The organism is Streptomyces sp. 150FB, assembly GCF_000818195.1.
In the GTDB taxonomy this organism is placed as follows: domain Bacteria; phylum Actinomycetota; class Actinomycetes; order Streptomycetales; family Streptomycetaceae; genus Streptomyces.
In genome coordinates this window covers 9,007,040-9,029,727 of record NZ_JTHL01000001.1, presented here as the reverse complement: position 1 = coordinate 9,029,727, position 22,688 = coordinate 9,007,040, and the positions used below count along the sequence as shown (strand labels likewise).

The following is a 22,688-nucleotide window of genomic DNA, read 5'->3' as shown; positions in this document are numbered from 1 at the left end:
AAGCTCTCATCGCCGGGTTAACCAACCCCAAATACAATCTTGGTAATAGCTAAACTTCCCCATGACCCGCACCAGTCCGAGGGCCGGGTCCGACCCGGGATCTGAGCCGGCCTCAGGACTCCATGACCCGTTGTACGAACCACACCAGGCCCACGGCCGCCACGCCCGCCGAAATCGCGCCGGTCGCCCAGAGGCCGGTCCTCGGCGCGCGGTGCCGCAGCAGGGTCAGCAGGGGGAAGACGAGAGCGATGAGGGCCAGTTGCACCCCCTCGATGCCGACGTTGAACACCAGCAGGGACCACAACAGGGTCCAGGACCACGCCTGGTCGATTCCCAGCGCGCCCGCGAAGCCCAGGCCGTGCACGAGCCCGAAGCAGAACACGACCCCGAGGCGGGTCCAGCCCGCGCGGTCCAGGCTGAAGTGCCCGTCCCCCAGGGCCTCCAGGTCGGCGGCCCGGCCGCCGCGCCGCCAGATCCGCCACAGGTACCAGCCCGCGACCACGGCGATCGACAGCGCGATGACGGGCTCCACGACCGCCGTCGGCACATCGACCAGACCGAGGGCTGCGAGCATGAAGGTCACCGAGTGCGCCAGGGTGAAGCTGGTGGCGGCGAGCACGATCTCGCGCAGCCTCCGTGACCCGGCGATGAGCGCCAGCAGGAACAGGATGTGGTCGATCCCGGTCAACAGGTGCTCGGCGCCCAGCCGGAAGAACTCCCAGAACCGCGCGTACCACGCCTGACTGATCGAGAAGGCCGGGTGAGCGGCGTCGAGCGCCGCGCTGCCGGTGCGCCCGTCGACGTCGTAGGTGACGATCGTCTTGGTCCCGGTCACATAGGTCTCGGCGTCGGGGAACAGCCCGCCGCGCACCTCGTGATCGCCGCCTTCCCCGGAACAGGCCCAGTCGAGCGGCAGTTCGGCGTACGGCACACCCTCCCGCCGGCCCATCGTGAAGTCGCCGGCCCGGGTCGGTACGCAGGCCTTGCCGCCTCCGCTGACCGAGAAGCGCTCGGTGACATACGCGACGGCCGACTTCGCGTGCGCGTTGAGCGCCGCCGCCTGTCCCGCGGTGTCACCTGCGTCGAACGCGGCGTTTCCCGTACGGAAAAAGGCATCGTCGTGCTCGGAGTCGGCAGTGGATACGACGAAGAGGTCGTACTCCAGCTCCAGCACGGTCCGGAGGTGCCCGTCGTCGCCGGCGGTGACGTGGACGTACACGACCGACGAGAACCCGTGCGCGGCCGCCGGCTGCCCGGAGCACAGAAAAGCGATCACCACCGCGGTGATCGCGACAATGGTACGGCGGAGCCGTCTTGACATGTCACTCCTTGAGGTTGGGAGTGCACGTTGCAGGTCATGGATGAACACGAACCGGCCGGTCGGCGAATCACTGAAAAACAAACACCGGAGCGACGCCCGCGGGCGCGGACGACGCGAGTCGGGATAGCAGGATGGACGCGTACCAGCCGCCACCGTTCGAAAGGACGATCGCCTTGCGCTCCTCGCTACGGGCCTTTGCCGCACCGCCCGTTGCCGTGCTGGCCGCCGCCGCGCTGGTCACCGGATGCGGCTCGGGCGACGACTGGTCGGGGCCCCACCCCGAGCCCACGCCCGTCGGTGCTCTCGGCGCGGGGTTCATCGACCCATCGTCCCCGCCCGCCCCGGAAGCCACCACAACGCCACGGCCGGGCTCCTGGAACGGGGTCCGCCCGTCGGAGGGTTACCGCGTGGTGCTGCTGACCGCGGGAGACGACCGCCCGACCAAGGCGTTGGTGAAGGCCGTCAAGGAGTGGGCCGACGACGAACACGTCGACCTCAGGACGGTGGTGGCCGACGGCCCGTCCGATCTCGTTCCCAGCGTCGCCAGGGCCCTCGAGCTGAGCCCGGACCTCATCGTCAACGCGGGCAACGACCTGGTCGACCCCCTCGCCACGGTCACACCGAACCACCTGTCGCAGGACTTCCTGGTCGTGGGCGCCGAGCTTGCCGAGCCGACGCAGAACGTCACCGCGGTCGACTGGTCCGGCGCGTCGTTCCGCGGCGAAGGGCTCGGCGCGTCGTCGACGTACGACCCCGCCTCGTTCACCGCCGACCGCTGCGCGGCCGCCATCAGGGCAGGCGTCGCTGCCGTGCTCCACGACCGGACCGGGATCGTGCTCTGGCTCGACACCATCTGACCACCGGGCAGAGCCTGTCCGGCTCCGCCACCGGGGGTCCGGGCCCCGAGCGCCTCCGTCCCCGGAATCACCGCGCCCCCCATTGCGTTACACACCATGAACGTAATGAAACCCGCGCGAAGCGGAGGACCGCATGACCCTCGCACCTCAGGACGCGACAGGGACGACGACCCGCGCCGTAACCATCGACCACTGGTTCGACTTCATCTGCCCGTACTGCTACGTGGCCCAGGACCGCAACCGGGTCCTGCGCGAGCAGGGCATGAGTGTGGTGGAGCACCCGCTACAGATCCATCCCGACATCGGACCGGGTGGCGCGCCCGCCGGGCCGCGCTCAGGGCCCGCGTACGATTTCCTCGCCCACGAAGCGGAGGCCGCGGGTCTCCCGCTGCACTGGGGCGAGCGAATCCCCTACTCACGGCCCGCTCTGTCGGCCTTCGCGTGGCTGCGCGAGGCGGACCCCATGGCGGGTGAGCGGTTCGCCCCGGCGGTGTTCGCGGCGTACTTCGCCGACGGCCTGGACATCGAGTCCCATCACCTCCTCGCCACGCTGGCCGAAGAGGCCGGAGCCGACGGCGAGGGGCTGCGCGCGGCCCTGGAATCGAACGCGGCGAACGAGGCGCTGGACCGGGCCCTCCCCCTCGCCGACGCGTACGGCGTGGTCAGCACACCGACGTGGATCAGCGGTGAGCAGCGGGTCTCCGGCCTGCGCCCCCGAGAGTGGTTCGAGGACTGGGCCACCGAAGTCGCTCAGTGAGCGCGGCATGCGCGGCGAGCGCGGTGTCGTCCGTCCGGTGCGTCAGGGGTGACGCGGGCGTACGGTCGGACGCAAGAAGGCATCACCGTCGCGGGAGCGGCGGACGCGGTCGAGGCACGCGCGTTCGTTACCCCCCGCCACGAGGAGAATGCTCCATGTTCACGTCAAGGCGGAAAGAACACAACGCCATAGCGGCGGACACCAGGATCGAACGCCCGCCGTCCGAGGTTTTCGCCTTCTGTGCGGACCTTCGGAACATGCCGCGGTACTCGGGGGACGTCATCGCGGTCGACCTTGTCCGATCCGGCGTGTACCGGTGGGTGGTACAAGGCCCCGGCGGTGTGCGCATCCGCTGGACCGTCAAAGTGACCGAGCGGCACGAGAACACACTGATGCGCTACGAGACGGCGCCTTTCCCCGGAATCCGGGCCACCTGGGAGTTCCGTTTCGCGCCCGGCGGGAATCCGGACGAGACCGAGGTCCGCGAGGTGATGTCCGCTCCCCTGGGGAGGGCGAGCAGGGCGGTTCTGGCGTCCATGGGAAAGTTTCCCGCCGAGGAGGTGCTCGCGAACCTCCGGAGGCTCAAGCAGGTCATGGAGACGGGCCAGGTCACCGACAGGAGTTACGCGGTGGCGGGCAGGAACTTCGCGTAGTGGTCGGCCAGGGGCTGGATTGCCTGTAGGCGGTCAGCGCAGGACCGTTCGTAGCCACGCGGCAGTGGTCGCGAGCATGGCGGGGCTGTCGAACTCCGGGTCCTCGTGCCCGGCTCCGGACAGAAGTTCGAAGCGGCTCCGGGCGCCGGCCCGGCCGAGGGCCTGATGGAGGGCGAGACCCTGCGACGGAGAGACGATCTTGTCGCCGTCCCCGTGGGCGATGAGGAACGGCGGAGCCCCCGGCGAGGCACGCGACATCAGGCTGAGCCCCCGCGCCCGTTCGGCCAGTTCCAGCGGGTCATCGGTGGCGAGCAGGTCCGCCTCGAACCGGAAGGGCAGGAGCTTCGCCTCAGTCGGGGTGCGCGCCGCCGACGCCGCCAGATCCGACTGACCGAACCAGTGCACCACGGCCTGCACAGCGCTGGAGTGCCCGAGGTTGCCGCCGACCGTACCCTCCAGCGCGCCGTCCCCCTCGGACAGCGCCAGCAGCGACCCGAGGTAGGCCCCCGCGGAGGCGCCCCAGATGCCCAGCCGCGCGGTGTCGAGCCCGAGCCGGGGCCCCTGGGCACGTACCCAGCGCACGGCCCCCTTCAGGTCGTGCACCTGCTGCGGGAAGACCGCTCGCGGTGCCAGGCCGTAGTCGACGGAAACCACCGTCACACCGTGGGCGGCGAGTGGGGCCAGTCGCCCCTTCCCGTCGGTGCGCTTGTCGCTCCTGGTCCAGCCGCCGCCGTGTACGTAGAGGACGACCGGCGCGTTCCGCTGGGGAGCGCGGTAGATGTCGAGGGCGAGTTGAGTTCCGTCGAAGGTCGCGTACGCCAGGTCCCGTTCCACCGGGACCGCGTGTCCTTCGCCGCTCATGCCGAGTCCGCCTGCGCTGCCACTCCGGCATCGTAGGACGGCGCACGGCAGTTGAGGACCCGCCGTGCCGCCCGCTCCGCGGGTTGCGGAACAGTGATTCGCCGTAACGGATTGGATATGATGCGACGGTCGGAACCGTCTATGAGGCAGGGTCATGGTCCCAGCACACGAAGCGGCGAACGAGCGTCCGGGCGCCGTCGCGCGCTCCGGTGGGCGGCCACGGGACACGGCCATCGACGAGGCAATCATCCGGGCCACCCGCGACCGCCTTGTCCGGGACGGCTATTCGCGTATGACCATCGGTGACGTCGTGGCCGACGCGAAGGTCAGCCGCCCTGCGCTCTACCGACGGTGGAGCACGAAGTTCGAGCTGGTCGTCGACGCGCTGGACTACGGCTTCCGCAAGCAGCGCGACATGTACACCCTGGACCTGAGCACGATGGAGCCGCGGGAATCCGTGGTCGAGGCGGTACGCCGGCTGGACCCCGCGTACTTCAACCCGGACGCCATGGTGCTGATGGGTAACTTCTCCGGTGAGGCGGACCGCACCCCGGGCCTGCTCGACATACTCCGCAAGCACGCGGTCGAGCCACGCGTCACACTGATGGAGAACGTGCTGTCACAGCTCCAGGAGAGCGGTGCCGTGCACAAGGAAGTCGACAGGCACACGGTCGCCACCCTGTGCTTCGGCAGCTACTTCGCCGCCTTCTACCGCGGTGAGAACAGGGCCGACATCCCCGAGGCGGTCGTCTCGGTCCTGTGGCCGGCGCTGACGCGAAAAGCGCCCGGCGGGGCACGGCGCACCGCCGGCGCGGCCAAACGTAAAAGCTGAGGCGCGCGACCCCCTGCGGTCCGAGGTCCGCGCGCCGTGCCGGTGTCAGTGTGTGGGCGGCTTCAGGCCGTAGCGGCGCACGATGTCGTCCATCCAGTCAGGGTTCCCGTACGTGAGTCCGTACTTGACGGCGAGTTCGCCGAACTCGGGCAGGTCGTGGAGGAGACCGCCGCCACCGTCCGTCGTAACGCCCGAGTGCGCGGTCAGCAGCTCGCCCAGCTCCCGGAAGTAGCTCTCGAACCCGCCCGGGGTGATGACCTCCACGATGCGGCCGGGGCGGTCGCCCGCGTTCCACATCGCGTGCATCTCTCCGCGCGGCTTGGTGATGTAGCCGCCGGGGCCGAGGACCACCTCGCTGTCGTCGGACCGGAACCCGATCTCACCCTCCAGTACGAGCGAGTGTTCGTCCTCGCGGGTGTGCCGGTGGGCAGCGGTGATCGTGCCGACGGCGAAGGGGTGCTCCAGGATCGCCACCTCGCCGCCGTTGTCGCGGCTTCGCAGCTTGAACACGGCCCCGAAGCCGGGGAGCCGTACGGTGTCGCCCTCTCCGGGTTTCACCACCGCGACCTTGGTGCGGTTCTCATCGGCCACGTCGCATCCCTCCTCCTGCGCCCGCACCCGCCGGCCGTTCCCGGACCCGGAAAGGGGGTGGTGCCCGCGGATGATTTCGTTACGGGCATTTATCGTAACCATTCTCGGGGGCGGTCGCCTCCTGGTGGGTCCTCGGGCGTATCGCCCGGCGAGTTCATCGGTCGGAGCGGCCTCCTTCATCGGTCGGAGCGGCCTTCAGTACTGGGCGTCAGGGGCGTCTCGTAGAAGATCGAGTGCCTGGCCTTCACCACGAACAGCGAAGCGTCGTCCGGCGTACGGAGGGGAGGAGCAGGTCGGCGTCGGTGTGCTCACAGGTGTTGATCATGTGGATGACGACGACCGCGCTCTCGCTCACGCACTCCATGGTGGCGCTTCCCCGGCCGGGCGCCCGGCGGCCGGGATCCGCGCCCGACGGACTCGGTCAGGCGCCGGGCGCTCCGTCGTCGAGCGGCCCACGGAGCGCCGTACGGCCGCCACGCCAGTTCGCGAGAAGATGCCCGCTCAGACGCTCTTCGAGGAAGCCGGTCGCCTCGATCCCGAAAACGACATCGTCTTCGAGTCCCGGTTCGTCGGCGAGCAGGCCACCGATGACATCCCGGCGGACCACCTGTTCGTGGACCGCGTCGGCTTCCACATGCTCGTCGTAGAACAGCTCGGCCGCCGGCCCGGCGGCCACCCGGCGCATGGCCCCCGCCAACCGCCGCGAGCCGGGTGAGGACGTCACCTCGACCGAGGCGAAGTGCCCCACCAGGGCCCCGCGCAGGCTCCGGTGCAGGCCGAGCAGCGACATCAGGTTGACCGTGGCCAGCACCTCGTCGGGGGCGACGTCGAGGTAGCTGCCGTACGACGGGTCCAGGCCCAGGTCGGCCATCAGGTTCGCGAAAAGCCGCGCGTGGATGTTCTCCGCCCGGCCGGCCCCGAACTCGTCGAATTCGATGGCCACCATCGCCGCTTTGGCGCGCCCGCGCAGCCGGGGAATCACCCAGGCGTGGGGGTCGGCCTCCTTCAGGTGGTAGAGGGAGCGCAGCGCCGCGTACTCCCGCACCTGCCACAGTTCTCCCTCGTCGTGGAGGTAGTGGCTCACACTGTTCCCGTCGTCGCCCACCGGCTCCGCGAGCAGCCCGGCCAGGGCCTCGTCGATGCCGGGGTTCCCCGGAACGTCCGCACGCAGAGTCGTCAGGAAGCGCTGTTCCAGCCTGCCGCGCAGCCGTAGCAGGTCCGGATCCCACTCCCGGTCGCCGGCCACTCCCCCGAAACCGCGGTAGTGGAGCTCGTACAGCGCGTAGAGGGCGAGGTGGAGGTCGCCGCCGTACGGCTCGGCGGACATCACGTCTTCGTACGGCGGCAGCGCGGTGACGGTGCCGCGCAGCGAGCTGATCACGGCGGACGACAGGGCGCCGCGCGGCTGGGGCAGCACGGGGTCGGCCTGCCTGACGTCGGTGGGCACGCTCACCATGCTGCTCCCTTTCCGTCGGCTCGTTCCGTTTCCGCTTCTGCTTCCGTTTCCGCTTCTGCTCCTGATTCCTGGTCGTCATGGGTGGCTGCCTTGGCGCGACGGCGGTGGCTGGTGTCGCACCAGGGATAATTACGACTGCGACCGCACGCGCATATCGCTACGGTGAACCGCTCCGATGACACCACACTGCCGTCGTCCAGAGTCACTTCCACCGGCCCCTCGATCAGCAGGGGCCCCTCGCGGGACGCGGTCACACGGCGGAAATCGTCAGATCTTCTCGGCACGGATGATCACCAGTTCTTCCATCTCCTCGCGGGACTCCACCAAGCCACGTTCCCGCAACCAGGACAAGCGCTCGCGCAGTACCGGCCCGAAAGGGATGTGCGTACGGTCGCTGATCGTGGCGCGCATGCCCGCCAGGGACAGCCGTCGCAGCGTGGCGTCCGTTCCGCACAGGGCGGAGTGGACCATCAACAGCACCCCCTGCGGACGCAGAACCGCGGGAGCGGAATCGCATATACGGTCCACGAGAGCCCGGCCGTTGGCACCGGCGTCCCAGGCCCGTGCGGCGCCCCGGCACGGTGGATGCGCGCCGGGCCCCGGGACGTAGGGCGGATTGGTGACCACCACGTCGAACGAGTTCGCGGGCAGCGACGCCATCAGATCGCCGCGTCGCACGATGAGACGCCGCCGTGCGAGCAGGGCGTTCAGCCTGGTGATCAGAACCGCCCGACGGCCGATGTCGACAGCGGTGACCCGCGCGCCCAGCCGGGCGGCGTACAGCCCCAGCGCCCCGCTTCCGGTGCACACGTCCAGCACATCCATGCCGACGCGTATCCCCTCGCGTCGCATGGCCTCCGCGAGGAGGAAGCTGTCGGACTGCGGCACGTAGACACCGGGCAGCGTAAGAAGTCTGCCCAATATCGCGGGCGCCGCAGGCGCGGTGGTCACGACGCGGCTCCCGGCGGGCTTGACAGCCGCACGGTCCGATCCGGAACGGTCCGGGGAGACGCGGCATGGTGCACGGACGTGACCGCCATGTCGAGTCTCCCTTTTCCTCGTGGTTGCCTCGGTTGGTTTCCTCGGTGGTCACGCCGCCAGGCACCGGCCGCGGCCCGGCCGCCATAACAAAACATCCAGCCCATCCGGCCCATCCTGGTCGTCCCCGACAGAATCCCATCGATTCCACGACCGTGCGAATCAGCGCCCTGGAGGTCGATTCCAGGGCTCCGGCCCCATCCGCGTCCCTACGGGTGGGCCGGGCAGGGAATCCGGTACGCAGGGCCGGACGGGGGAAGGCCTGCACCATGGTGTCCGAGCACGGTGATGACTCTCCGCTCATCTTTCTCGCCAATTTCGCCTCCGCCGTGACGGTGGACCTGGGCGAGAGGGACGTGGTGCGCCGGTGGTCGGCGCAGGCGCCGCGAAAGATGTGGCTGAGCCGGCCCGGCGACGTACTGATCACTCCCGTACCGCTCTCGGACGCGTTCGTACGCTACGCGAGCGGCCTGCTGGGGATGGAGCACGGGGCGGTCGACATCGTCGTCGCACCGGACCTCCCCGACATGGGAACGGGCGAAGCCGTCGGACACCACGGGCTGACCGACCTGCTGAGGAGCCTCGCCCAGCGGCACCCCGGGACGCGTCTGCTGCCCACCATCCTCGACGCCCCGTCGGTCGCGCTCGCCGCCGCGCTGGGCGTTCCCGTATCCCCCTTCGCCCGCGACCTCATCAGCCCCGGCGTCGTGCACTCGGTCACCCGCCTCAACACGAAGAGCGGATTTCGCCGTGCCGCGGAGGAACTGGGCATCCGGATTCCCGAGGGGCGTGCCTGCGAAGGTAGCGACCTTCCACGAGCCGTCTCGGAACTGCTCGCGTGCCACGAGCGAGTGGTGGTCAAGGCGGACCGGTCAGCCGGCGGCCATGGCCTGCGGTTCCTCTCCCACGACGACCCGGTCAGTGTGGAACCGCAGAGAAGCTCCTGGGTCGTGGAGCGGTTCGTCCGTCACACGAAGGAAGTCAGTGTGATGTGCCTGGCCGAACCGACAGGGCCGCGAATCCTGTTCACGGGTGAGATGCGGACGCGCGACGGCGCGTTCATCGGCTACCGCTCCCCCCTGTGCGACGTCCCGGACTCGACCCACCGGGACCTGGAGCGCTGGGGGCTCGCCTTGGGACGCCATCTGGGCGGCCACGGCTACCAGGGCCCGTACAGCATCGACGCGCTGGTGGCCGAGGACGGAACCCTGTACGCGACCGAGAGCAACGTACGGCGTACGGCGACGACAACGCCGCACGCCATGGTGACCCGCTTGAGCGGGGGCGGACACGGGGACGGACCGCAGCCCGCCTGGCTGATCGCCAAGCGCGACAGCTCCGTCAGCCATACCTTCCCGGGGGCCCTGAAGCTGCTCGATGCCGCCGGCCTCAGCTACACACCCGGCCGCGGCGAGGGCGTTGTCCTGTACGCGGACCGTCCCGCCGCCGGATCCGAGTGGCGGTACGCGGTCATCGGCTCCGATCCGCGCCGTACAGAGGAGTTGGAGGACAGCCTCGTCACCACACTGCGCCTGGGCGGGACCTACTAGACCCCGTCAATCCAGACCCCGTCAATCGCCCGCCGAGAGCGCCACGAGGTCGCGGGCGAATCCGCCCTCGGCGCGGGCCTGGAGCCGGTCGGATGTCAGAACGGGGCACTCGTCGGTCCGCAGGATGCGGTGGCCCCGGCGCTGGAGCGCCCGTACCAGGGCGCGGTCCTCGCCCACAGCGAGGGACCGGAACCCGCCGGCGTCCCGGTAGGCGCCGGCGCTGAAACCGAGATTCGCGCCGTGCACATGCGGGTGGTTCCAGGGGGTGATCGAGGCCGGGCGGCCCGCGTGGTAGCGGAGCGAATGACGGGAGGCAAGGAGAGAAGGCGGCAGTCGCACGGTGCCGACGACGGCGTCCCACCCCTGACGTGCCCGCGCGTACTGGAAGCTGAGCCAGTGCGGTGGTACGACGCTGTCCGCGTCGGTGGAGGCGATCCACGTACGCCCGCCGCCCAGCAGGTCGAGCGCGTACGCGACACCGGCCGCGCGTGCGGCGCCCGGATTGCGGCAGAGCGTGGGAACCACCAACGCCCCGGCGCCCATGGCGATTTCGGCGGTACGGTCACTGCACGCGTCGGCCACCACCACCGTCGCGATACGCACCTCACCGAGGCCCGGGCCCACGGCCGCCCGCTTCAGGGCCCGCAGGGCGGCCGGCAACAGCTCTTCCTCGTTGTGTGCAGGGACGACAACGGCGATGGCATCGATGGTCATACGAGACCCTCCCGCCGGGCGGGGCTCGCGGCGGCCCGGCCGTCCGCGTCGACGCGCGTGTGGATCTGGAGCACGAAGTCGTCCTCGCGGTGGTCGGCGAGCAGGGCGAGACCGGGGAGGCCGGCCAGGCGTCCGGCGATCCCGCTGCCGGTGCTCAGGTGTTCCCGTACGGGGTGGTTCCAGTGCACGGTGGCCAGCGTGCCGCCGGGTTCGAGCGTCGCCACCGAGCGGTCGAGGACACGGTCGACGTCGGTGTCGTCGAGGTAGTAGAGGACTTCGGACAGCACGATCAGGTCGAAGGTGCCTTCCGGCCACTCCTCGGGGATCGTCAACTGCCGGACCGTCACCCCCGGCAGCCCGGCGGTCGTCCGTGCGGTGCTCTCCACGACGGAGGCGACACGATCGCAGGCCAGCACCGCGTCGCAGCGACCGGCCAGCCGTCGGGTGAGTTCACCGACGGAGCAGGCGGGCTCGAACGCCCGCCGGTAGCGCGGAAGTGGCAGCGCGGCGACGGTCAGATCGTATTTCCGACGCTCGTACCACCGCTCCGCGAGGTGCCAGGGATCGTCGGCACCTCGGTACATGTCCTCGAAGTAGGAGGCGGGCGTAGCGGGCCGGTTCATGTGAAGACCACCTCGAAGGGCCGCAGATGGTGGGCGAGTTCGTCCGGTGGGAGGATCGCCGCGTCCTCGGCGAGCGGGCCCAGCGGCTCGGTCTGGCTCACGAAACAACCGACGGCCCGGCGCTTGCGCTCCAGTACGGGAGCGGGCAGGCGGACACGCTCGGCTGTCGACCAGGGCACGCGCGTGTCCCCGGGGGCCGCCCAGTGCCACATCCACACCGGGTACGCCGCGCACCGCACCCCGAGGTCGCGGGAGGCGGCCAGCGCCGCCCGCCCGGCCGCCTCGTGGTCGCTGTGCAGATCACCGGTCCAGGGAGCGAGGCACAGCCGCGCACCGCTCAGTACGCGGCGAAGGGTGTCGGTCACGCGGTCCTCGTGCTGTGCCACTTCGGTGTCGGGCACGTGCAAGGGGACGATGTCCGCCCCTCCGAGGTGGGACAGCGCGTCCCGCAGCTCCAGGCGCCGGATGCCGGCCAGGTCGGCCGGGGTTACGGCACCGCTGGCGGCATGGGACCGCTCCCCGTCCGTGACGGACACCACCGTCACCTCGACGCCCGTCTCGCGCAGCCGCGCGATGGCGCCTCCCGCTCCGAGGACTTCGTCGTCGGGGTGGGCGGCGACGACCACCACCCGGCCCGAGGTGGGCAGCCGGAAGTCGGGCAGCCTCTCCCAGCCCGTCCAGGTCCGCCAGTGGATCTCGTCGGTGCCGGGCGCCTGGATGGGGTCGGCGTACTCCCGCTGTCCCTCGGCGTGCGCGGTCACAGCGATCCCTTCCCCGCGACGAGCCCGCCGAGTTCGGCGAGGTCGCGTTCCGCGTGGTGCTGCCGGATGTAGACGGCGAGGTCGGCGGCGGCGCGCGCGTGGCGTTCGTCGTGACACAGCGGGCCGGCTCCGGTGGCCCGGCCGACATGGGTGAGGACGTCCGCGCACACCGACTCGACGAAGGCACGTACCCGCAGACCCCGCTGCCGGGCCGTGCCGGCGGCGTCGAGAGGGTCGTCGTCGATGTCGCGAGCCGCCTGGTCGAGAACCGCCCCGGCGGCGTGGAGGCGCATGTCGACGGCGCCGAGGTGAGCGCGTGTGAACGGTTCGCCGCGCCCGACGGCGGACTCCAGCAGGGTACGGGCGACCGCTCGCGCCCCTCCGTACCAGCAGGCCGCCACGCCGATGCCGCCGTGCTGGAAGCCGGGCCGGTGTACGTACGACTCGACGTCCCCGAGCGGTTCGGCGGGGACGTCGTCGAAGCGGACGTCCGGGGTGTCACTGCCGGCCATGCCGAGGGCCTGCCAGGTACCGGGCACGGGCCGGGTGCCCGCGCCGAGGCCGACGCGGAAGAGCCGGCGCCCGTCGGGTGCCTCCGCCGTCGCCAGGGCGTGCGTACAGATGTGGGCGCCGGAGCAGTACTGCTTGAGTCCGTTCAGCACCCACCCGGCGCCGGACCTCTCGGCGGTCAGCCCCTCACCGGGTGGTTCCGCCGCCCACACCGCCCATCGCTCCCCCGCGCGGGGCGGCGGGCCGCCGAGCTCCGCCAGAATCGCCGCAGCGTCCACATGCCCCTCCAGCAGACGGGCCACGCACACGTCCTGCTCCCCGGCCGACGTCAGAGCCGCGAACCGCTCGCCTGTCCGGCCGCCCCCCGGCAGGGGGAAATCGTCAGCCAGGGCGGACACACGGGTGGCGAACCCCTCGGCCGTCCGGCGTCGGGATTCCTCGGCGGAGAAACCGGGACTGGTTCCCACCTCGGCTGACGCGGCACGATCGGGGGAAGAAAGCTGAGGCATCGGGGTCTCCTTGGCGCCATGACATTGACAGGGTGATGACGTGATGACATGACAATTTGATTACGCTGAGCGATCAGATATGAGCAAAGTGTTTCGATTATGCGGCTGGCCTGCCGCGCGGCGCGCTTCGGCGGAGGCGCCGGGTACGGCCGCCGGGTACTGCGTGTGTACGGTCCGGCAGCCTCGGCCGGCCGGCGGATTCCGGCTACGGGCGGCTCATACGGCGAAGTGGTCGGGGTCGGCGGCCAGCCAGTCGGCGGCCCACGTCGACGGCGGTTCGGCCAGCAACTGGCCGGGCGCGAGCCACTCGTACATCTCGTCGAAGGAGCGCACGCTGTGCGCGTCGATCCGCCGGCGCAGCATGTGCGGGCGCAGCTCGGACGGATCGGTCACTCCCATGGATGCCATGATCTGCAGGCTGCTCGCCACCGTCGCCTCCTGGAGGCGCCGGACGCGCTCCGACTTGTCGCCGACGTCCAGGGCGCGGGCGCGCCGGGGGTCCTGGGTGGTGACACCCGTCGGGCAGGTGTTGGTGTGGCAGCGCTGCGCCTGGACGCAGCCCACCGCGAACATCATGGCGCGCGCCGCGTTGCCGTAATCGGCGCCCTGCACCAGCCGTTTGACCAGATCGGCACCCGTGGCGATCTTGCCACTCGCGCCGATCCTGATCCGGTCGCGCAGGCCGGTGCCGACGAGTGCGTTGTGCACCATGAGCAGTCCCTCGGTGAGCGGTGTGCCCACGTGGTCGGCGAACTCGAGGGGCGCGGCCCCGGTGCCGCCCTCCGCGCCGTCGACGACGATGAAGTCCGGGCCTGTGCCCTCCTCGATCATGGCCTTGCACACGGCGAGGAACTGGCTCCGCGAGCCGGGGCAGAGTTTGAACCCGGCGGGCTTGCCGCCGGACAGCTCCCGCATCCTGGCCACGAAACGCACCAGTTGGCGCGGGGTGGAGAACACCTGGTGGTACGGGGGTGACACCACGGTACGGCCCTGCGGCACATCCCGTACCCGGGCGATCTCCGCGTTGACCTTGGCACCGGGAAGCACACCGCCGATACCGGGCTTGGCTCCCTGCGAGAGCTTGAGGGAAACACACTTCACCTGGTCCCGCGCCGCCTTGTCCGCGAACTCCGCGGGGTCGAACTCCCCGTCCCCGGTGCGGCATCCGAAGTAGCCCGTGCCGATCTCCCAGACCAGGTCGCCGCCCGGCCGCAGGTGGTACTCCGACAGGCCGCCCTCGCCCGTGTCCTGGGCGAAACCTCCCGCGGCGGCACCCCGGTTGAGGGCCAGGACGGCGTTCGAGGAGAGGGAACCGAAGCTCATGGCGGACACGTTCAGAAGTGCCATGTCGTACGGACGGGCGCAGTCGGGGCCGCCGATGCGTACGCGCGGCGGCGTTGTGGGTACGGGACAGGGCGCCATCGACGGTACGAGGAACTCGAAGCCCGGCCGGTAGACGTCACGTTCGGTCCCGTACGGCTCCTCGGCATCGGTGCCCTTGGCCCGCTCATACACGATGCTGCGGACATCGCGGTCGAACGGGCGGCCGTCGAAGTTCCGCTCCACGAAGTACTGCTGCAACTCGGGACGTATGCGCTCCAGCAGGTAGCGGGCGTGCCCGAGGACGGGGTAGTTGCGCAGGACGGAATGCCTGCGCTGCACCAGGTCGAAGACCCCGAGCAGGCCCACGAGGACAAGCGGTACGGCGGCGAAACACCACCACGGCGAGACCCGGACGGCCGCGCCCACCGCCGCGAGAGCCGCTGCCACCGCCAGAACGATCAATCCGATGCGTATCACGCTTACGCGGGTTGCCGGGCGTCGGTGTTTCACACCACGGTGCGGGTCAAGAGATCCCCTCCTCCGACGCGTCCTTGCGGTCGGCCGGGACGGTGGTGAGGCCTGATGGGTGTCCTCGCGGCGCAGGCCTCGGCGGTGTGTTACGGCGTGGCCGACGTAACCGGCGGCTTGTTGTCCCGCCGTGCGCACTACACGTATGTGGCTGTGATCGGGCAGGCCGGAGGGCTCCTCCTCGCCCTGGTCGCCGCCGTCCTGCTGTCCCGAGGAGTCCCAGAGGGGGCTGATCTGGCCTGGGGCGCGGTCTCCGGGGTGGGCACCGGCCTTGCGATGATCTTCCTGTACCGGGGAATGGGCCGGGGCGCGATGAGCGTCGTGGTGCCGCTCAGTGCGGTGACGGGGGTGGCACTGCCCGTACTCATCGGCGTGACGCTGCTGTCCGACCGCCCTTCGGCGCTGTCCTGGGTCGGACTCGCCGTCACGATACCGGCGTTGTGGCTGGTGAGCCGGGACGGGAAGCAGGCTTCCGGAAGCTTCGGCGCCTCCGGCGACGGCCTTGTCGCGGGATGCGGCATCGTGAGCAAGCTCCGGGCGATCGGCCTCGCGGCGGCAGGCGCCGCCATCGGACTGCCGGCACTCGGCTGATCGACATGGGCCGTTCGGCCGCGTCACGCCGAGCCGGTGGGGGCGGAACAGTCCAGGTGCCCCGTGTGTCCGACGGCTCTACGCTGCGGTCATGAGCGGTCGGACCCGTCCGGCACCGCCGTCACACCGCACACCCCCCACCCGGACGCGTCCGGCTACCGGTCCGGCGGCTGATCCACGCGCCCAGCCCACCCATGGCAGGAGAAGAACATGACGCCCGATCCGAACCGGCCCGACGACGCCGACACCGAGGGAAGGACCGTGCCCCCGTACGAAGGCCGCAAGAAATCGGGCGGAGCGGCCGGCAAGGGCGAATCGGCCAAGGGGGGCGCCAGAACCGCGGGCGCGACCAGCCCCGTCGAGGACGAGGACATGAGGGCGGCGGAGTCCATGGAGGCCGAGGGCGGCGCGACGAGCACACCCGCCGACGAGAAGCCCGCCGGCCGGACGCGGCGATCCCGCGACGACGACTCGGGCACCGGCCCGGCCCACCGTCGCGGTACCCCGCGCGGCGAGGACCAGCCCTGAACGTACGGAGCCCACGCCTTGGCCGGTCAGGTCCGCGACGCCCCACCCAAGAGCCGCGCCAGTGCTCGGAAAGGAAGCGTCACAACGGATGCGATCGTGCCGGCGATCGCACGCAATACGTCTGCCACAGCACTCAACATGCTTCCTCCTCATGGGGTGAGCAGAGTTTTGATCATGCCGTCACCGATCATGCCGTCACCCTGCGGAACAGGCGTATGCCCTGTTTATTCAGGTATACGCCCAAAGAGGCTAGTGGACACACCCGGCTTTTGGTGTCGGCACGCACTCGCTCCGCTCCCTACGGCGGCAGACCGGCCGAATCCACGACGACGCGGCCCCGCCGGTCAGCGATTCGCGTCGCGGTTGAAGAGGGAACGCGACCACAGGTGGCCGACCAGCGCGATCCCCGCACACCAGGCGAGCGCGAGCCAGGCGTCGGCGCCGATCGGGGATCCGGTGAGCAGCCCGCGCAGTGTTTCGATCATCGGGGTGAAGGGCTGGTTCTCGGCGAACCAGCGCAGCCCGGGAGACATCGAGTCGGCCGGCACGAACGCGGAGCCGATGAACGGCAGGAACTGGATGATCAGCGGTTTGTTGCTCGCGGCCTCGACGGTCTTCGAGATCAGACCGAGAGCGACCGACAGCCAGGTCAGCGAGAAGGCGATGGCCATCAGCAGAGCCGCCGCGGCCACCCACTCCAGCGCGTTCGCTTCCGGCCGGAAGCCGACAGCCAGGGCGACCGCGAGAACGACGACCACGCTGAACATCGTCTGTATGACACTGCCCAGCACATGCCCCGTCATGAACGACGAGCGTGTGATGTTCATGGTGCGGAAGCGGTTGATGATGCCCTCGGTCATGTCGGAACAGATCGCGATCGAAGTGGACATGGACCCCGAGCCCACTGCCATGATCACAATGCCGGGGGTCAGGTACTCCAGATACGCGCCCCGGCCGGCGATCGCCCCACCGCTGCCGGTGCCGATCGAGTCCCCGAAGGCGTACACGAACAGCAGGAGCATCATCACGGGGAGCAGCGCAGCGCTCAGGGACAGCGACGGGTAGCGGATCGCGTGCTTCAGGTTGCGCCGCAGCATGGTCGTCGAGTCCTGCACGGCGTAGCCGAGGGTGCTCATCTCAGGGTCTCCTTCAGGTGGAGCGGGCTGCCAGTGGGACCGTCGCCGGTCAGGGCGAGGAACACGTCGTCGAGGTCGGGGGTGTGCACGGACAGGTCGGCGGCGCGTACACCGGTCGCGTCGAGCCGGTCGAGGAGGGTACGCAGGGATTCGATGCCGCCGTCGCCCGCGATGCGCAGGGCCAGGGCCTCCTCGTCGCGGGCCGCTCCGGGGAAGACTCCGATCGCACGCTCATATGCGTCGGCGTCGGTGAACCGCAGTCGCACATAGCTGCCGGGGATGCGCGCCTTCAGCTCGTCGGCGCTTCCCTCGGCCACGATGCGGCCGCCGTCGAGGACGGCGACGCGGTCCGCGAGCTGGTCGGCCTCCTCCAGATACTGCGTGGTGAGGAAGACGGTGACACCTTCGGCGACCAGCGAGCGCACGGTCTCCCACATGGTGCGGCGGCTGCGTGGGTCGAGGCCGGTCGTCGGCTCGTCGAGGAAGATCACCTCGGGGTCGGCGACCAGCGTCATGGCGATGTCGAGCCGGCGCCGCATGCCGCCGGAGAAGGTGGCGGCGCGTTTGCCGGCCACGTCAGCGATCCCGAAACGGCTCAGCAACTCCCGTGCCCGTGCGCGGCCTTCACGTTTGCCGAGCCGCAGCAGATCGGCCATGAGGAGCAGGTTCTCCTCGGCCGTGAGCAGGTTGTCGAGCGCCGCGAACTGTCCGGTGACTCCGATCGCGGCGCGCACTCCGTCGGGCGAGGTGGCGACGTCGTGACCCGCGACCAGGGCCTGACCGCCGTCGGCCGCGATCAGGGTGGACAGGATCTGCACGGTGGTGGTCTTGCCTGCGCCGTTCGGTCCGAGCAGCGCGAAGACGGTGCCGGCCGGGATGCGCAGGTCGATGCCGTCGAGGACGGTCTTGTCCCCGTAGGACTTACGCAGGCCGAGGGTCGAAACGGCGTACGGCGGCGGCTGATCGCCCGAGCGTCTGGGCGTGGGCATGACAGATGAAGGCATGGCGCTCTCCCCTTTCGAGGGTGTGGATCGGTGCCGATCGGTGGTCGGGCGGGTGCGGGGCCGGAGGCTGCTCAGCTCATGGGGGCGGCGCGGTGGATGTCGATGTTGCCGTGGCTGGTACGGGCCCGGACCTCGATCGTGTCCTCGGAGCCGTCCGGGCTGTCGGACCCGGTCAGCGAGTTGTGCACGCGCCCGGAACTGGAACTGACGTCGAGCCAGGCGGCGGTGCCCGCGCGAACGCCGACGTCGATGGACCCGTACGAGGTCTCCAACTGGACCGAGCCCCGGATGACCTCGTCCAGGCGCAAGGCGCCGTACGCCGTGGTCGCGGCGACGGATCCCTCGGCGCGCTCCACGATGATGTCGCCGTAGGCACCACTGATCCGCAGATCGCCGGTGGAGTGGCGGACGGTTGTGGTGCCGTAGGAGTTCTTCAGGATCGCGGCGCCGTCGAGGGTACCGACCCGCATGCTGCCCGAGCTGGTGGTGATCTCGGCGGAACCTTCGACGCTGTCCACGACGATGGATCCGTGGGACGCGTCAAGACGCAGCGGCCCGGTCTCGCCGAGCCGGATGTCGCCCGACGAGGTCTTCACGCGGACCTCACCGAGGCGCCCGTTGCCGCGCACCTCGACCCATGAGCCGGTCGCCTCCACGTCGGAGCCCGTGGGGAGGTCGACCACCACGTCGACGACGCCGGTGCGCCCGAAGAGGCTGCGCTGTCTGGACATCTTGATGTGCAGCCTGCCCCCGGCGTAGGTGACCTCGGTCTGCTCGGCCGCCCGCACGTCCAGGTCCTTCTTCGGATCGTGGGGCCGGACGTCGACGACCGTGTCGTTCCGGTCGGAGGCGGCGAAGTGAATGGAACCGGCGAACACCTGAGCAGTCACCGAGATCGGTTCGGATGTGTCGAAAGAAGGCATGACTGTCCCGTCTCATGAGGTCGCGTGATCGTCCCCGCTGGTGGGACGTGATGTGGTCGGAACGGCGTGGGAGCGCTCAGCGCACCCAACCGGTGAAGCTCTGTCCGCCGGTACGGGTCTTCTCCGCCGTACGCGGCTCCGTGCCGCCGGGGTCGACGGCGGCCGACACGGCACGTACGAGCCACGCGTTGACCGACAACCCCTCGCGGCTCGCCGCCTCTTCGGCGCGGGCCTTGAGGGGGGCGGGCAGGCGCAGGTTGACGCGGGCGGTACCGCTGTCCTCCGGGTCGCCGGCGACAGGGGCCGTTGTCGGGTGCGGCGCCTTGGCCGGCTCGGCCTGCCCGCCCCGTTCCTCGTAGCTGCCGCCACTCGGCGGCAGGGTCACCACGAAGTCGGGCTCGAGCCCGCGAAGCCGTACGTCGACGGAGCCGGGGGCGAGGTCGCGGGTGATCTCGTTCATCGCGGCGGAGAGGACGTTGAGCATGGTGAGGCGGGTCGCCGACTCCAGAGGAGCGGTGAGCCGCTCGGCCAGCTCGCGAGCTTCGTCCCCTCCGGCTTCGGCGGCCACCGCGAGTTCACGGCGGAGGGTGTCGACGTAGGGCGTGAGGTCCATGACGCCATAGTGGCACCATGTGGTGCCACGCGCAAGTCTCCGACGGCGGGCCTGCGGGAGGATGCCCGCATTCACGCGACTGACCTGCATAAACGTCAGGTTCCATACGGCACACATGAGGGCTCAGGGCGGCACCACGCGGCGCCGCATGGCATCACGTGGCACCACATGGCATCACCTGGCATCATCTGGCGCCATGTGATGCCACATGCGCCGCAAATCATGCCTGGCGATTCGTAATCCCGAACGCCAGCAGCACATGTGATAGTGGAACCCATGGAGCTACGCCACCTTGAATACTTCCTCGCGGTCGCTGACACCGGCAGCTTCACCCGCGCGGCGAAGACCCTGCATGTCGTCCAGTCGGGAGTGTCGGCAACCGTCAAGGCGCTGGAGCGGGAGCTCGGATCGGCCCTGTTCATCCGGAGCCCCCACACCATCACACTGACGCCGGCCGGCCGGGCCTTCCTGCCACGGGCACGGGAAACACTGAGTGCCGCGAGCGCGGCCAGAGACGCCGTTCACCGGATGCGGGGCACTCTCCAGGGCGACGTGACCGTGGGCACACTGACCTCGGTCGAAGTCGTCGATCTCCCCGAACTGCTGACCGTTCTGCACACCAGGCATCCCGCTGTCACAGTCCGGCTGAGGGCAGCGGCGGCGGGCTCGGCCGGCCTGGCGCAGCAGTTGCGCGACGGTCAACTCGACGTCGCTTTCCTCTCGTTGCCGGGCCCCTCGCCCGCCGGCCTGGACACCCGGCTGCTGGCCGTCGCCTCGCTCTCCCTCTACGTACCCAGCACGCATCCCCTGGCCGGGGCAGGACGGGTGTCGCTGACCCAACTCGGCGAGTTCCCGTTCGTCGACACCCCGCAGGGCTTCGGCAACCGCATCCTGGTCGATCGGGCCTTCGCCTCTGTGGGCGTGGACAGAGAAGTGACCCTTGAGGTCGCGGACATCGGGACCGCCGTCAAGTTCATCCGCGCGGGGCTCGGGGTCGGTTTTCTCAGCCCGTTCCTTGTCAACGACCTTACGGACCTGGAGGTCTTGGAGGTGGCCGATTACGACCTGCGGTGGCAACTCACCGTTGCCACCGCGGCGAATCGGCGGCCCAGCGCGACGACCGAGGCATTTCTGGACCTGCTCAGGGAGCGGCACCCCTCACCGCTCACGCTCACAGGTCCGTAGGCGTCGCGCTCGGCGGCTGCCTACGCGAGGTCCTGTTGAGGGGACAGACGGGCCATTTCGTCGTCCGAGAGCCGCATCGCCCCGGCCGCCATGTTCTCCACGAGATGGGCCGGATCGCCGGTGCCCGGGATGGCCAGCACATGTGGCCCCTGCCGCAACGTCCAGGCCAGCCGCACCTGCGCGGCCGACACACCGCGCGCGCGTGCGACGTCCAGCACCGCTTCATCCTCGGCGGCCCTCGCGCCTGCCTCGCGCCCGGCACCGGCGATCGCGAAGAACGGTACGTAGGCGACGCCGAGTTCACCGCAGGCCCGCAGGAATTCCTGCTCGTTGCCCGGCGCGCCGACACCGTAGGAGTTCTGCACGCATACGACCGACGCGATGGCCCGCGCCTCGGCCAGGTGTTCAGGGGTGGCGTTGGATATACCGAGATGACGTATGAGCCCGGCATCACGCAGCGTGGCCAACGCCCCGAAGTGCTCGGCGATCGAACCGTTTTGGCGGCTCGGCGGTATGCGCAGATTCACGATGTCCAGGTGATCACGGCCCAGTTGGCGGAGGTTCTCCTCGACCTGGCCGCGCAACTGCTCGGGTGTGGCCCACCACCACGCCCCCGACGGGTCCCGGCCGGGCCAGACCTTGGTGGTGATGATCAGATCGTCCGGGTACGGCGCGAGCGCGCGGTTGATCAGCTCGTTGGCTGAGCGCTTCGACGAGAAGTAGAACGCGGCGGTGTCGATGTGGTTGACACCGAGCTCGACCGCGCGCCGGAGCACACTGATCGACCGCTCGCGGTCGCTCGGCTCGCCGGGGTCGAAGGGCCTACCGCCCGTCAGGCGCATCGCGCCGAACCCGATGCGGTTGACGGTCAGGTCACCGAGCTTCCATGTGCCCGCGGCCGCCGCGGTGTTCGTCTGTGAGGTCATGATCAGCCGCGCACCTTTACGGGGCCGTGGGCGTATGGCATGAATCTCCATTTCAGGAAAGGCTCATGAGGGGGCGCCGCATATCAAGTCGCGCTGCGCGGGGTCGGCATCGCGAGAGCGGATCCCCACGCTCCGAACGCTCCGAGGGAAAGTCGCCCCGGGCATGAAAAAAGCCTCCTCGGCGGAAACAGCATCCGCAGAAAGAAGGCTTGAACAACAACGCACACTCTACCAGGTCCCGCCACGGGTGGAGCGCTTCGCGCACCGCCCGGCCGGATCGTACGCCGAACCCCGTCCGCCCCGATCCCATGGGACCGGGGCGGACGGACCGCGCGGCTCAGCGTCCCCCGGTCAGCGCCAGGGACACGAGACGGGCACCGCCGTGCGGGGCGCCGTTCTGGACGGCGAGGGCGACGTAGCGCGCCGTGCCCTGGAGGCGCAGTGACGACGTGCTGCGGCCGGCGAGCGTCCCGGCCTGCCGGTACGTCAGCCCGTCCGTACTGGTTTCGACGCGCGCGGCCGGCGTGCGGCCGCCGGTCCAGCGGGCCGTGACCGTACCGAGCGGGACAGCGGAGCCCAGATCGACGACCATGCGCCCGCCCGGGCCCGGCGTCCAGGCGGTGTGCGCACTGCCGTCAACCGCTGCGGCGGGGTCGGACATGCCCGGAGGCAGCGGCGAGGTCGGGAAGGTGACGCGGCCGAGCGCGAGGTCGTCCAGCGGGTAGGGCGCGGCCCCGGGCAGTGTGACCGTGTGGGCGCGTCCCGCGCGCAGTGTGACGCGGACGGTACGGCCGCCGCCGGGGGCGGCGACCTCCACGCGGCAGGACGGGCCGCGCAGCACGACGGTCGCGGCGTCGCGGACCTCGGCGCTGAGCCCCTGCGGGAGCCGGCCGCCCGC

The 22,688-nt window shown here is 70.2% G+C and carries 26 protein-coding genes and 1 pseudogene; 8 read left to right on the top strand and 19 right to left on the bottom strand.

From position 1 onward, the window contains the following. Nucleotides 1-112: 112 nt before the first annotated feature. Entirely contained in the window at nt 113-1,321 is a 1,209-nt protein-coding gene (locus QR77_RS38660; RefSeq protein ID WP_040026617.1) for a HupE/UreJ family protein, read from the bottom strand. Nucleotides 1,322-1,452: 131 nt separating this feature from the next. On the opposite strand from QR77_RS38660, the gene QR77_RS38655 reads away from it, so the two are divergent. The 3 genes from QR77_RS38655 to QR77_RS38645 all read left to right on the top strand — a co-directional run bounded on the left by QR77_RS38655 (nt 1,453) and on the right by QR77_RS38645 (nt 3,588). After that, complete coding sequence (locus QR77_RS38655) at nt 1,453-2,178, top strand: hypothetical protein (RefSeq protein ID WP_236710998.1); 726 nt, start codon at nt 1,453-1,455, stop codon at nt 2,176-2,178. Between the two features lie 133 nt (nt 2,179-2,311). Beyond that, on the top strand, nt 2,312-2,935 hold the full coding sequence (locus QR77_RS38650; RefSeq protein ID WP_040026616.1) for a DsbA family protein: 624 nt from the start codon (nt 2,312-2,314) through the stop codon (nt 2,933-2,935). A gap of 155 nt (nt 2,936-3,090) precedes the next feature. Then, nucleotides 3,091-3,588 carry an SRPBCC family protein gene (locus QR77_RS38645; RefSeq protein WP_040026615.1) on the top strand — a complete coding sequence of 166 codons (498 nt, stop codon included), beginning with the start codon at nt 3,091-3,093 and terminating at the stop codon, nt 3,586-3,588. Between the two features lie 33 nt (nt 3,589-3,621). Here the strand turns inward: QR77_RS38645 and QR77_RS38640 are convergent, their stop codons facing one another. Continuing rightward, a complete protein-coding gene (locus QR77_RS38640; protein WP_040026612.1) occupies nt 3,622-4,449 on the bottom strand; it encodes an alpha/beta hydrolase in 828 nt (275 codons plus the stop codon). A 154-nt stretch (nt 4,450-4,603) separates the two neighbouring features. Between QR77_RS38640 and QR77_RS38635 the strand changes: the two genes are divergently transcribed. Beyond that, a complete protein-coding gene (locus tag QR77_RS38635) occupies nt 4,604-5,281 on the top strand; it encodes a TetR/AcrR family transcriptional regulator (RefSeq protein WP_040026610.1) in 678 nt (225 codons plus the stop codon). A 45-nt stretch (nt 5,282-5,326) separates the two neighbouring features. Here the strand turns inward: QR77_RS38635 and QR77_RS38630 are convergent, their stop codons facing one another. The 5 genes and pseudogenes from QR77_RS38630 to QR77_RS38620 form a co-directional block, all read right to left on the bottom strand. Continuing rightward, nucleotides 5,327-5,872 carry a cupin domain-containing protein gene (locus tag QR77_RS38630; RefSeq protein WP_040029406.1) on the bottom strand — a complete coding sequence of 182 codons (546 nt, stop codon included), beginning with the start codon at nt 5,870-5,872 and terminating at the stop codon, nt 5,327-5,329. A 209-nt stretch (nt 5,873-6,081) separates the two neighbouring features. Continuing rightward, nucleotides 6,082-6,156, bottom strand: a pseudogene (locus QR77_RS50110) (cysteine hydrolase); the annotation flags it as partial. A 137-nt stretch (nt 6,157-6,293) separates the two neighbouring features. Continuing rightward, nucleotides 6,294-7,328, bottom strand: coding sequence for an iron-containing redox enzyme family protein (locus QR77_RS38625; protein WP_052489397.1), 1,035 nt, complete (start codon nt 7,326-7,328; stop codon nt 6,294-6,296). After that, nucleotides 7,322-7,582 (bottom strand): CDGSH iron-sulfur domain-containing protein, encoded by a 261-nt coding sequence (locus tag QR77_RS44515; RefSeq protein ID WP_107069038.1) that lies wholly within the window; start codon nt 7,580-7,582, stop codon nt 7,322-7,324. Before QR77_RS44515 ends, QR77_RS38625 begins: the two co-directional genes overlap by 7 nt. 13 nt (nt 7,583-7,595) lie before the next feature. Then, nucleotides 7,596-8,279 (bottom strand): HemK2/MTQ2 family protein methyltransferase, encoded by a 684-nt coding sequence (locus QR77_RS38620; protein WP_040026608.1) that lies wholly within the window; start codon nt 8,277-8,279, stop codon nt 7,596-7,598. Between the two features lie 356 nt (nt 8,280-8,635). On the opposite strand from QR77_RS38620, the gene QR77_RS38615 reads away from it, so the two are divergent. Next, nucleotides 8,636-9,916 carry a peptide ligase PGM1-related protein gene (locus QR77_RS38615; RefSeq protein ID WP_040026606.1) on the top strand — a complete coding sequence of 427 codons (1,281 nt, stop codon included), beginning with the start codon at nt 8,636-8,638 and terminating at the stop codon, nt 9,914-9,916. Between the two features lie 21 nt (nt 9,917-9,937). Here the strand turns inward: QR77_RS38615 and QR77_RS38610 are convergent, their stop codons facing one another. From QR77_RS38610 to QR77_RS38590, 5 genes are all read right to left on the bottom strand, one after another. Next, nucleotides 9,938-10,630, bottom strand: a complete 693-nt coding sequence (locus QR77_RS38610) for a glycosyltransferase (protein ID WP_040026604.1) — start codon at nt 10,628-10,630, stop codon at nt 9,938-9,940. Then, on the bottom strand, nt 10,627-11,253 hold the full coding sequence (locus tag QR77_RS38605) for a class I SAM-dependent methyltransferase (RefSeq protein WP_040026603.1): 627 nt from the start codon (nt 11,251-11,253) through the stop codon (nt 10,627-10,629). The genes QR77_RS38610 and QR77_RS38605 overlap by 4 nt, the downstream gene beginning before the upstream one ends. After that, nucleotides 11,250-12,014, bottom strand: coding sequence for a PIG-L family deacetylase (locus tag QR77_RS38600; protein WP_040026602.1), 765 nt, complete (start codon nt 12,012-12,014; stop codon nt 11,250-11,252). Before QR77_RS38600 ends, QR77_RS38605 begins: the two co-directional genes overlap by 4 nt. Further along, nucleotides 12,011-13,033: an acyl-CoA dehydrogenase gene (locus tag QR77_RS38595; protein WP_107069037.1), complete on the bottom strand. Its 1,023-nt coding sequence runs from the start codon at nt 13,031-13,033 to the stop codon at nt 12,011-12,013. The genes QR77_RS38600 and QR77_RS38595 overlap by 4 nt, the downstream gene beginning before the upstream one ends. A 216-nt stretch (nt 13,034-13,249) precedes the next feature. Continuing rightward, the gene (locus QR77_RS38590; RefSeq protein WP_040026601.1) at nt 13,250-14,833 is read right to left on the bottom strand and encodes an FMN-binding glutamate synthase family protein; all 1,584 of its coding nucleotides are present in this window, start codon (nt 14,831-14,833) and stop codon (nt 13,250-13,252) included. Nucleotides 14,834-14,938: 105 nt separating this feature from the next. Here QR77_RS38590 and QR77_RS38585 point away from each other — a divergent pair, with 105 nt between their 5' ends. Together QR77_RS38585 and QR77_RS38580 are read left to right on the top strand one after the other, a co-directional pair. Next, on the top strand, nt 14,939-15,475 hold the full coding sequence (locus QR77_RS38585) for an EamA family transporter (RefSeq protein ID WP_052489396.1): 537 nt from the start codon (nt 14,939-14,941) through the stop codon (nt 15,473-15,475). A 210-nt stretch (nt 15,476-15,685) separates the two neighbouring features. Further along, nucleotides 15,686-16,003 (top strand): hypothetical protein, encoded by a 318-nt coding sequence (locus tag QR77_RS38580; protein ID WP_052489395.1) that lies wholly within the window; start codon nt 15,686-15,688, stop codon nt 16,001-16,003. A 26-nt stretch (nt 16,004-16,029) separates the two neighbouring features. Here QR77_RS38580 and QR77_RS49900 read toward each other — a convergent pair whose 3' ends face one another. The 5 genes from QR77_RS49900 to QR77_RS38560 form a co-directional block, all read right to left on the bottom strand. Beyond that, nucleotides 16,030-16,143: an LPFR motif small protein gene (locus QR77_RS49900; RefSeq protein WP_269084350.1), complete on the bottom strand. Its 114-nt coding sequence runs from the start codon at nt 16,141-16,143 to the stop codon at nt 16,030-16,032. A gap of 204 nt (nt 16,144-16,347) precedes the next feature. Further along, the gene (locus tag QR77_RS38575; protein WP_040026600.1) at nt 16,348-17,139 is read right to left on the bottom strand and encodes an ABC transporter permease; all 792 of its coding nucleotides are present in this window, start codon (nt 17,137-17,139) and stop codon (nt 16,348-16,350) included. Then, nucleotides 17,136-18,128 (bottom strand): daunorubicin resistance protein DrrA family ABC transporter ATP-binding protein, encoded by a 993-nt coding sequence (locus QR77_RS38570; protein ID WP_040026599.1) that lies wholly within the window; start codon nt 18,126-18,128, stop codon nt 17,136-17,138. The genes QR77_RS38575 and QR77_RS38570 overlap by 4 nt, the downstream gene beginning before the upstream one ends. An 86-nt stretch (nt 18,129-18,214) precedes the next feature. Further along, complete coding sequence (locus QR77_RS38565) at nt 18,215-19,066, bottom strand: DUF4097 family beta strand repeat-containing protein (RefSeq protein ID WP_040026598.1); 852 nt, start codon at nt 19,064-19,066, stop codon at nt 18,215-18,217. Nucleotides 19,067-19,142: 76 nt separating this feature from the next. Further along, nucleotides 19,143-19,679, bottom strand: coding sequence for a histidine kinase (locus QR77_RS38560; protein ID WP_040026597.1), 537 nt, complete (start codon nt 19,677-19,679; stop codon nt 19,143-19,145). Between the two features lie 276 nt (nt 19,680-19,955). On the opposite strand from QR77_RS38560, the gene QR77_RS38555 reads away from it, so the two are divergent. After that, nucleotides 19,956-20,864 carry a LysR family transcriptional regulator gene (locus QR77_RS38555; RefSeq protein WP_040026596.1) on the top strand — a complete coding sequence of 303 codons (909 nt, stop codon included), beginning with the start codon at nt 19,956-19,958 and terminating at the stop codon, nt 20,862-20,864. 20 nt (nt 20,865-20,884) lie between these two features. Here the strand turns inward: QR77_RS38555 and QR77_RS38550 are convergent, their stop codons facing one another. After that, complete coding sequence (locus tag QR77_RS38550; protein WP_040026594.1) at nt 20,885-21,790, bottom strand: aldo/keto reductase; 906 nt, start codon at nt 21,788-21,790, stop codon at nt 20,885-20,887. A gap of 337 nt (nt 21,791-22,127) precedes the next feature. Continuing rightward, nucleotides 22,128-22,688, bottom strand: a 561-nt coding sequence (locus QR77_RS49605) for a discoidin domain-containing protein (RefSeq protein ID WP_040026593.1), incomplete at its 5' end; no start/stop codon positions are given.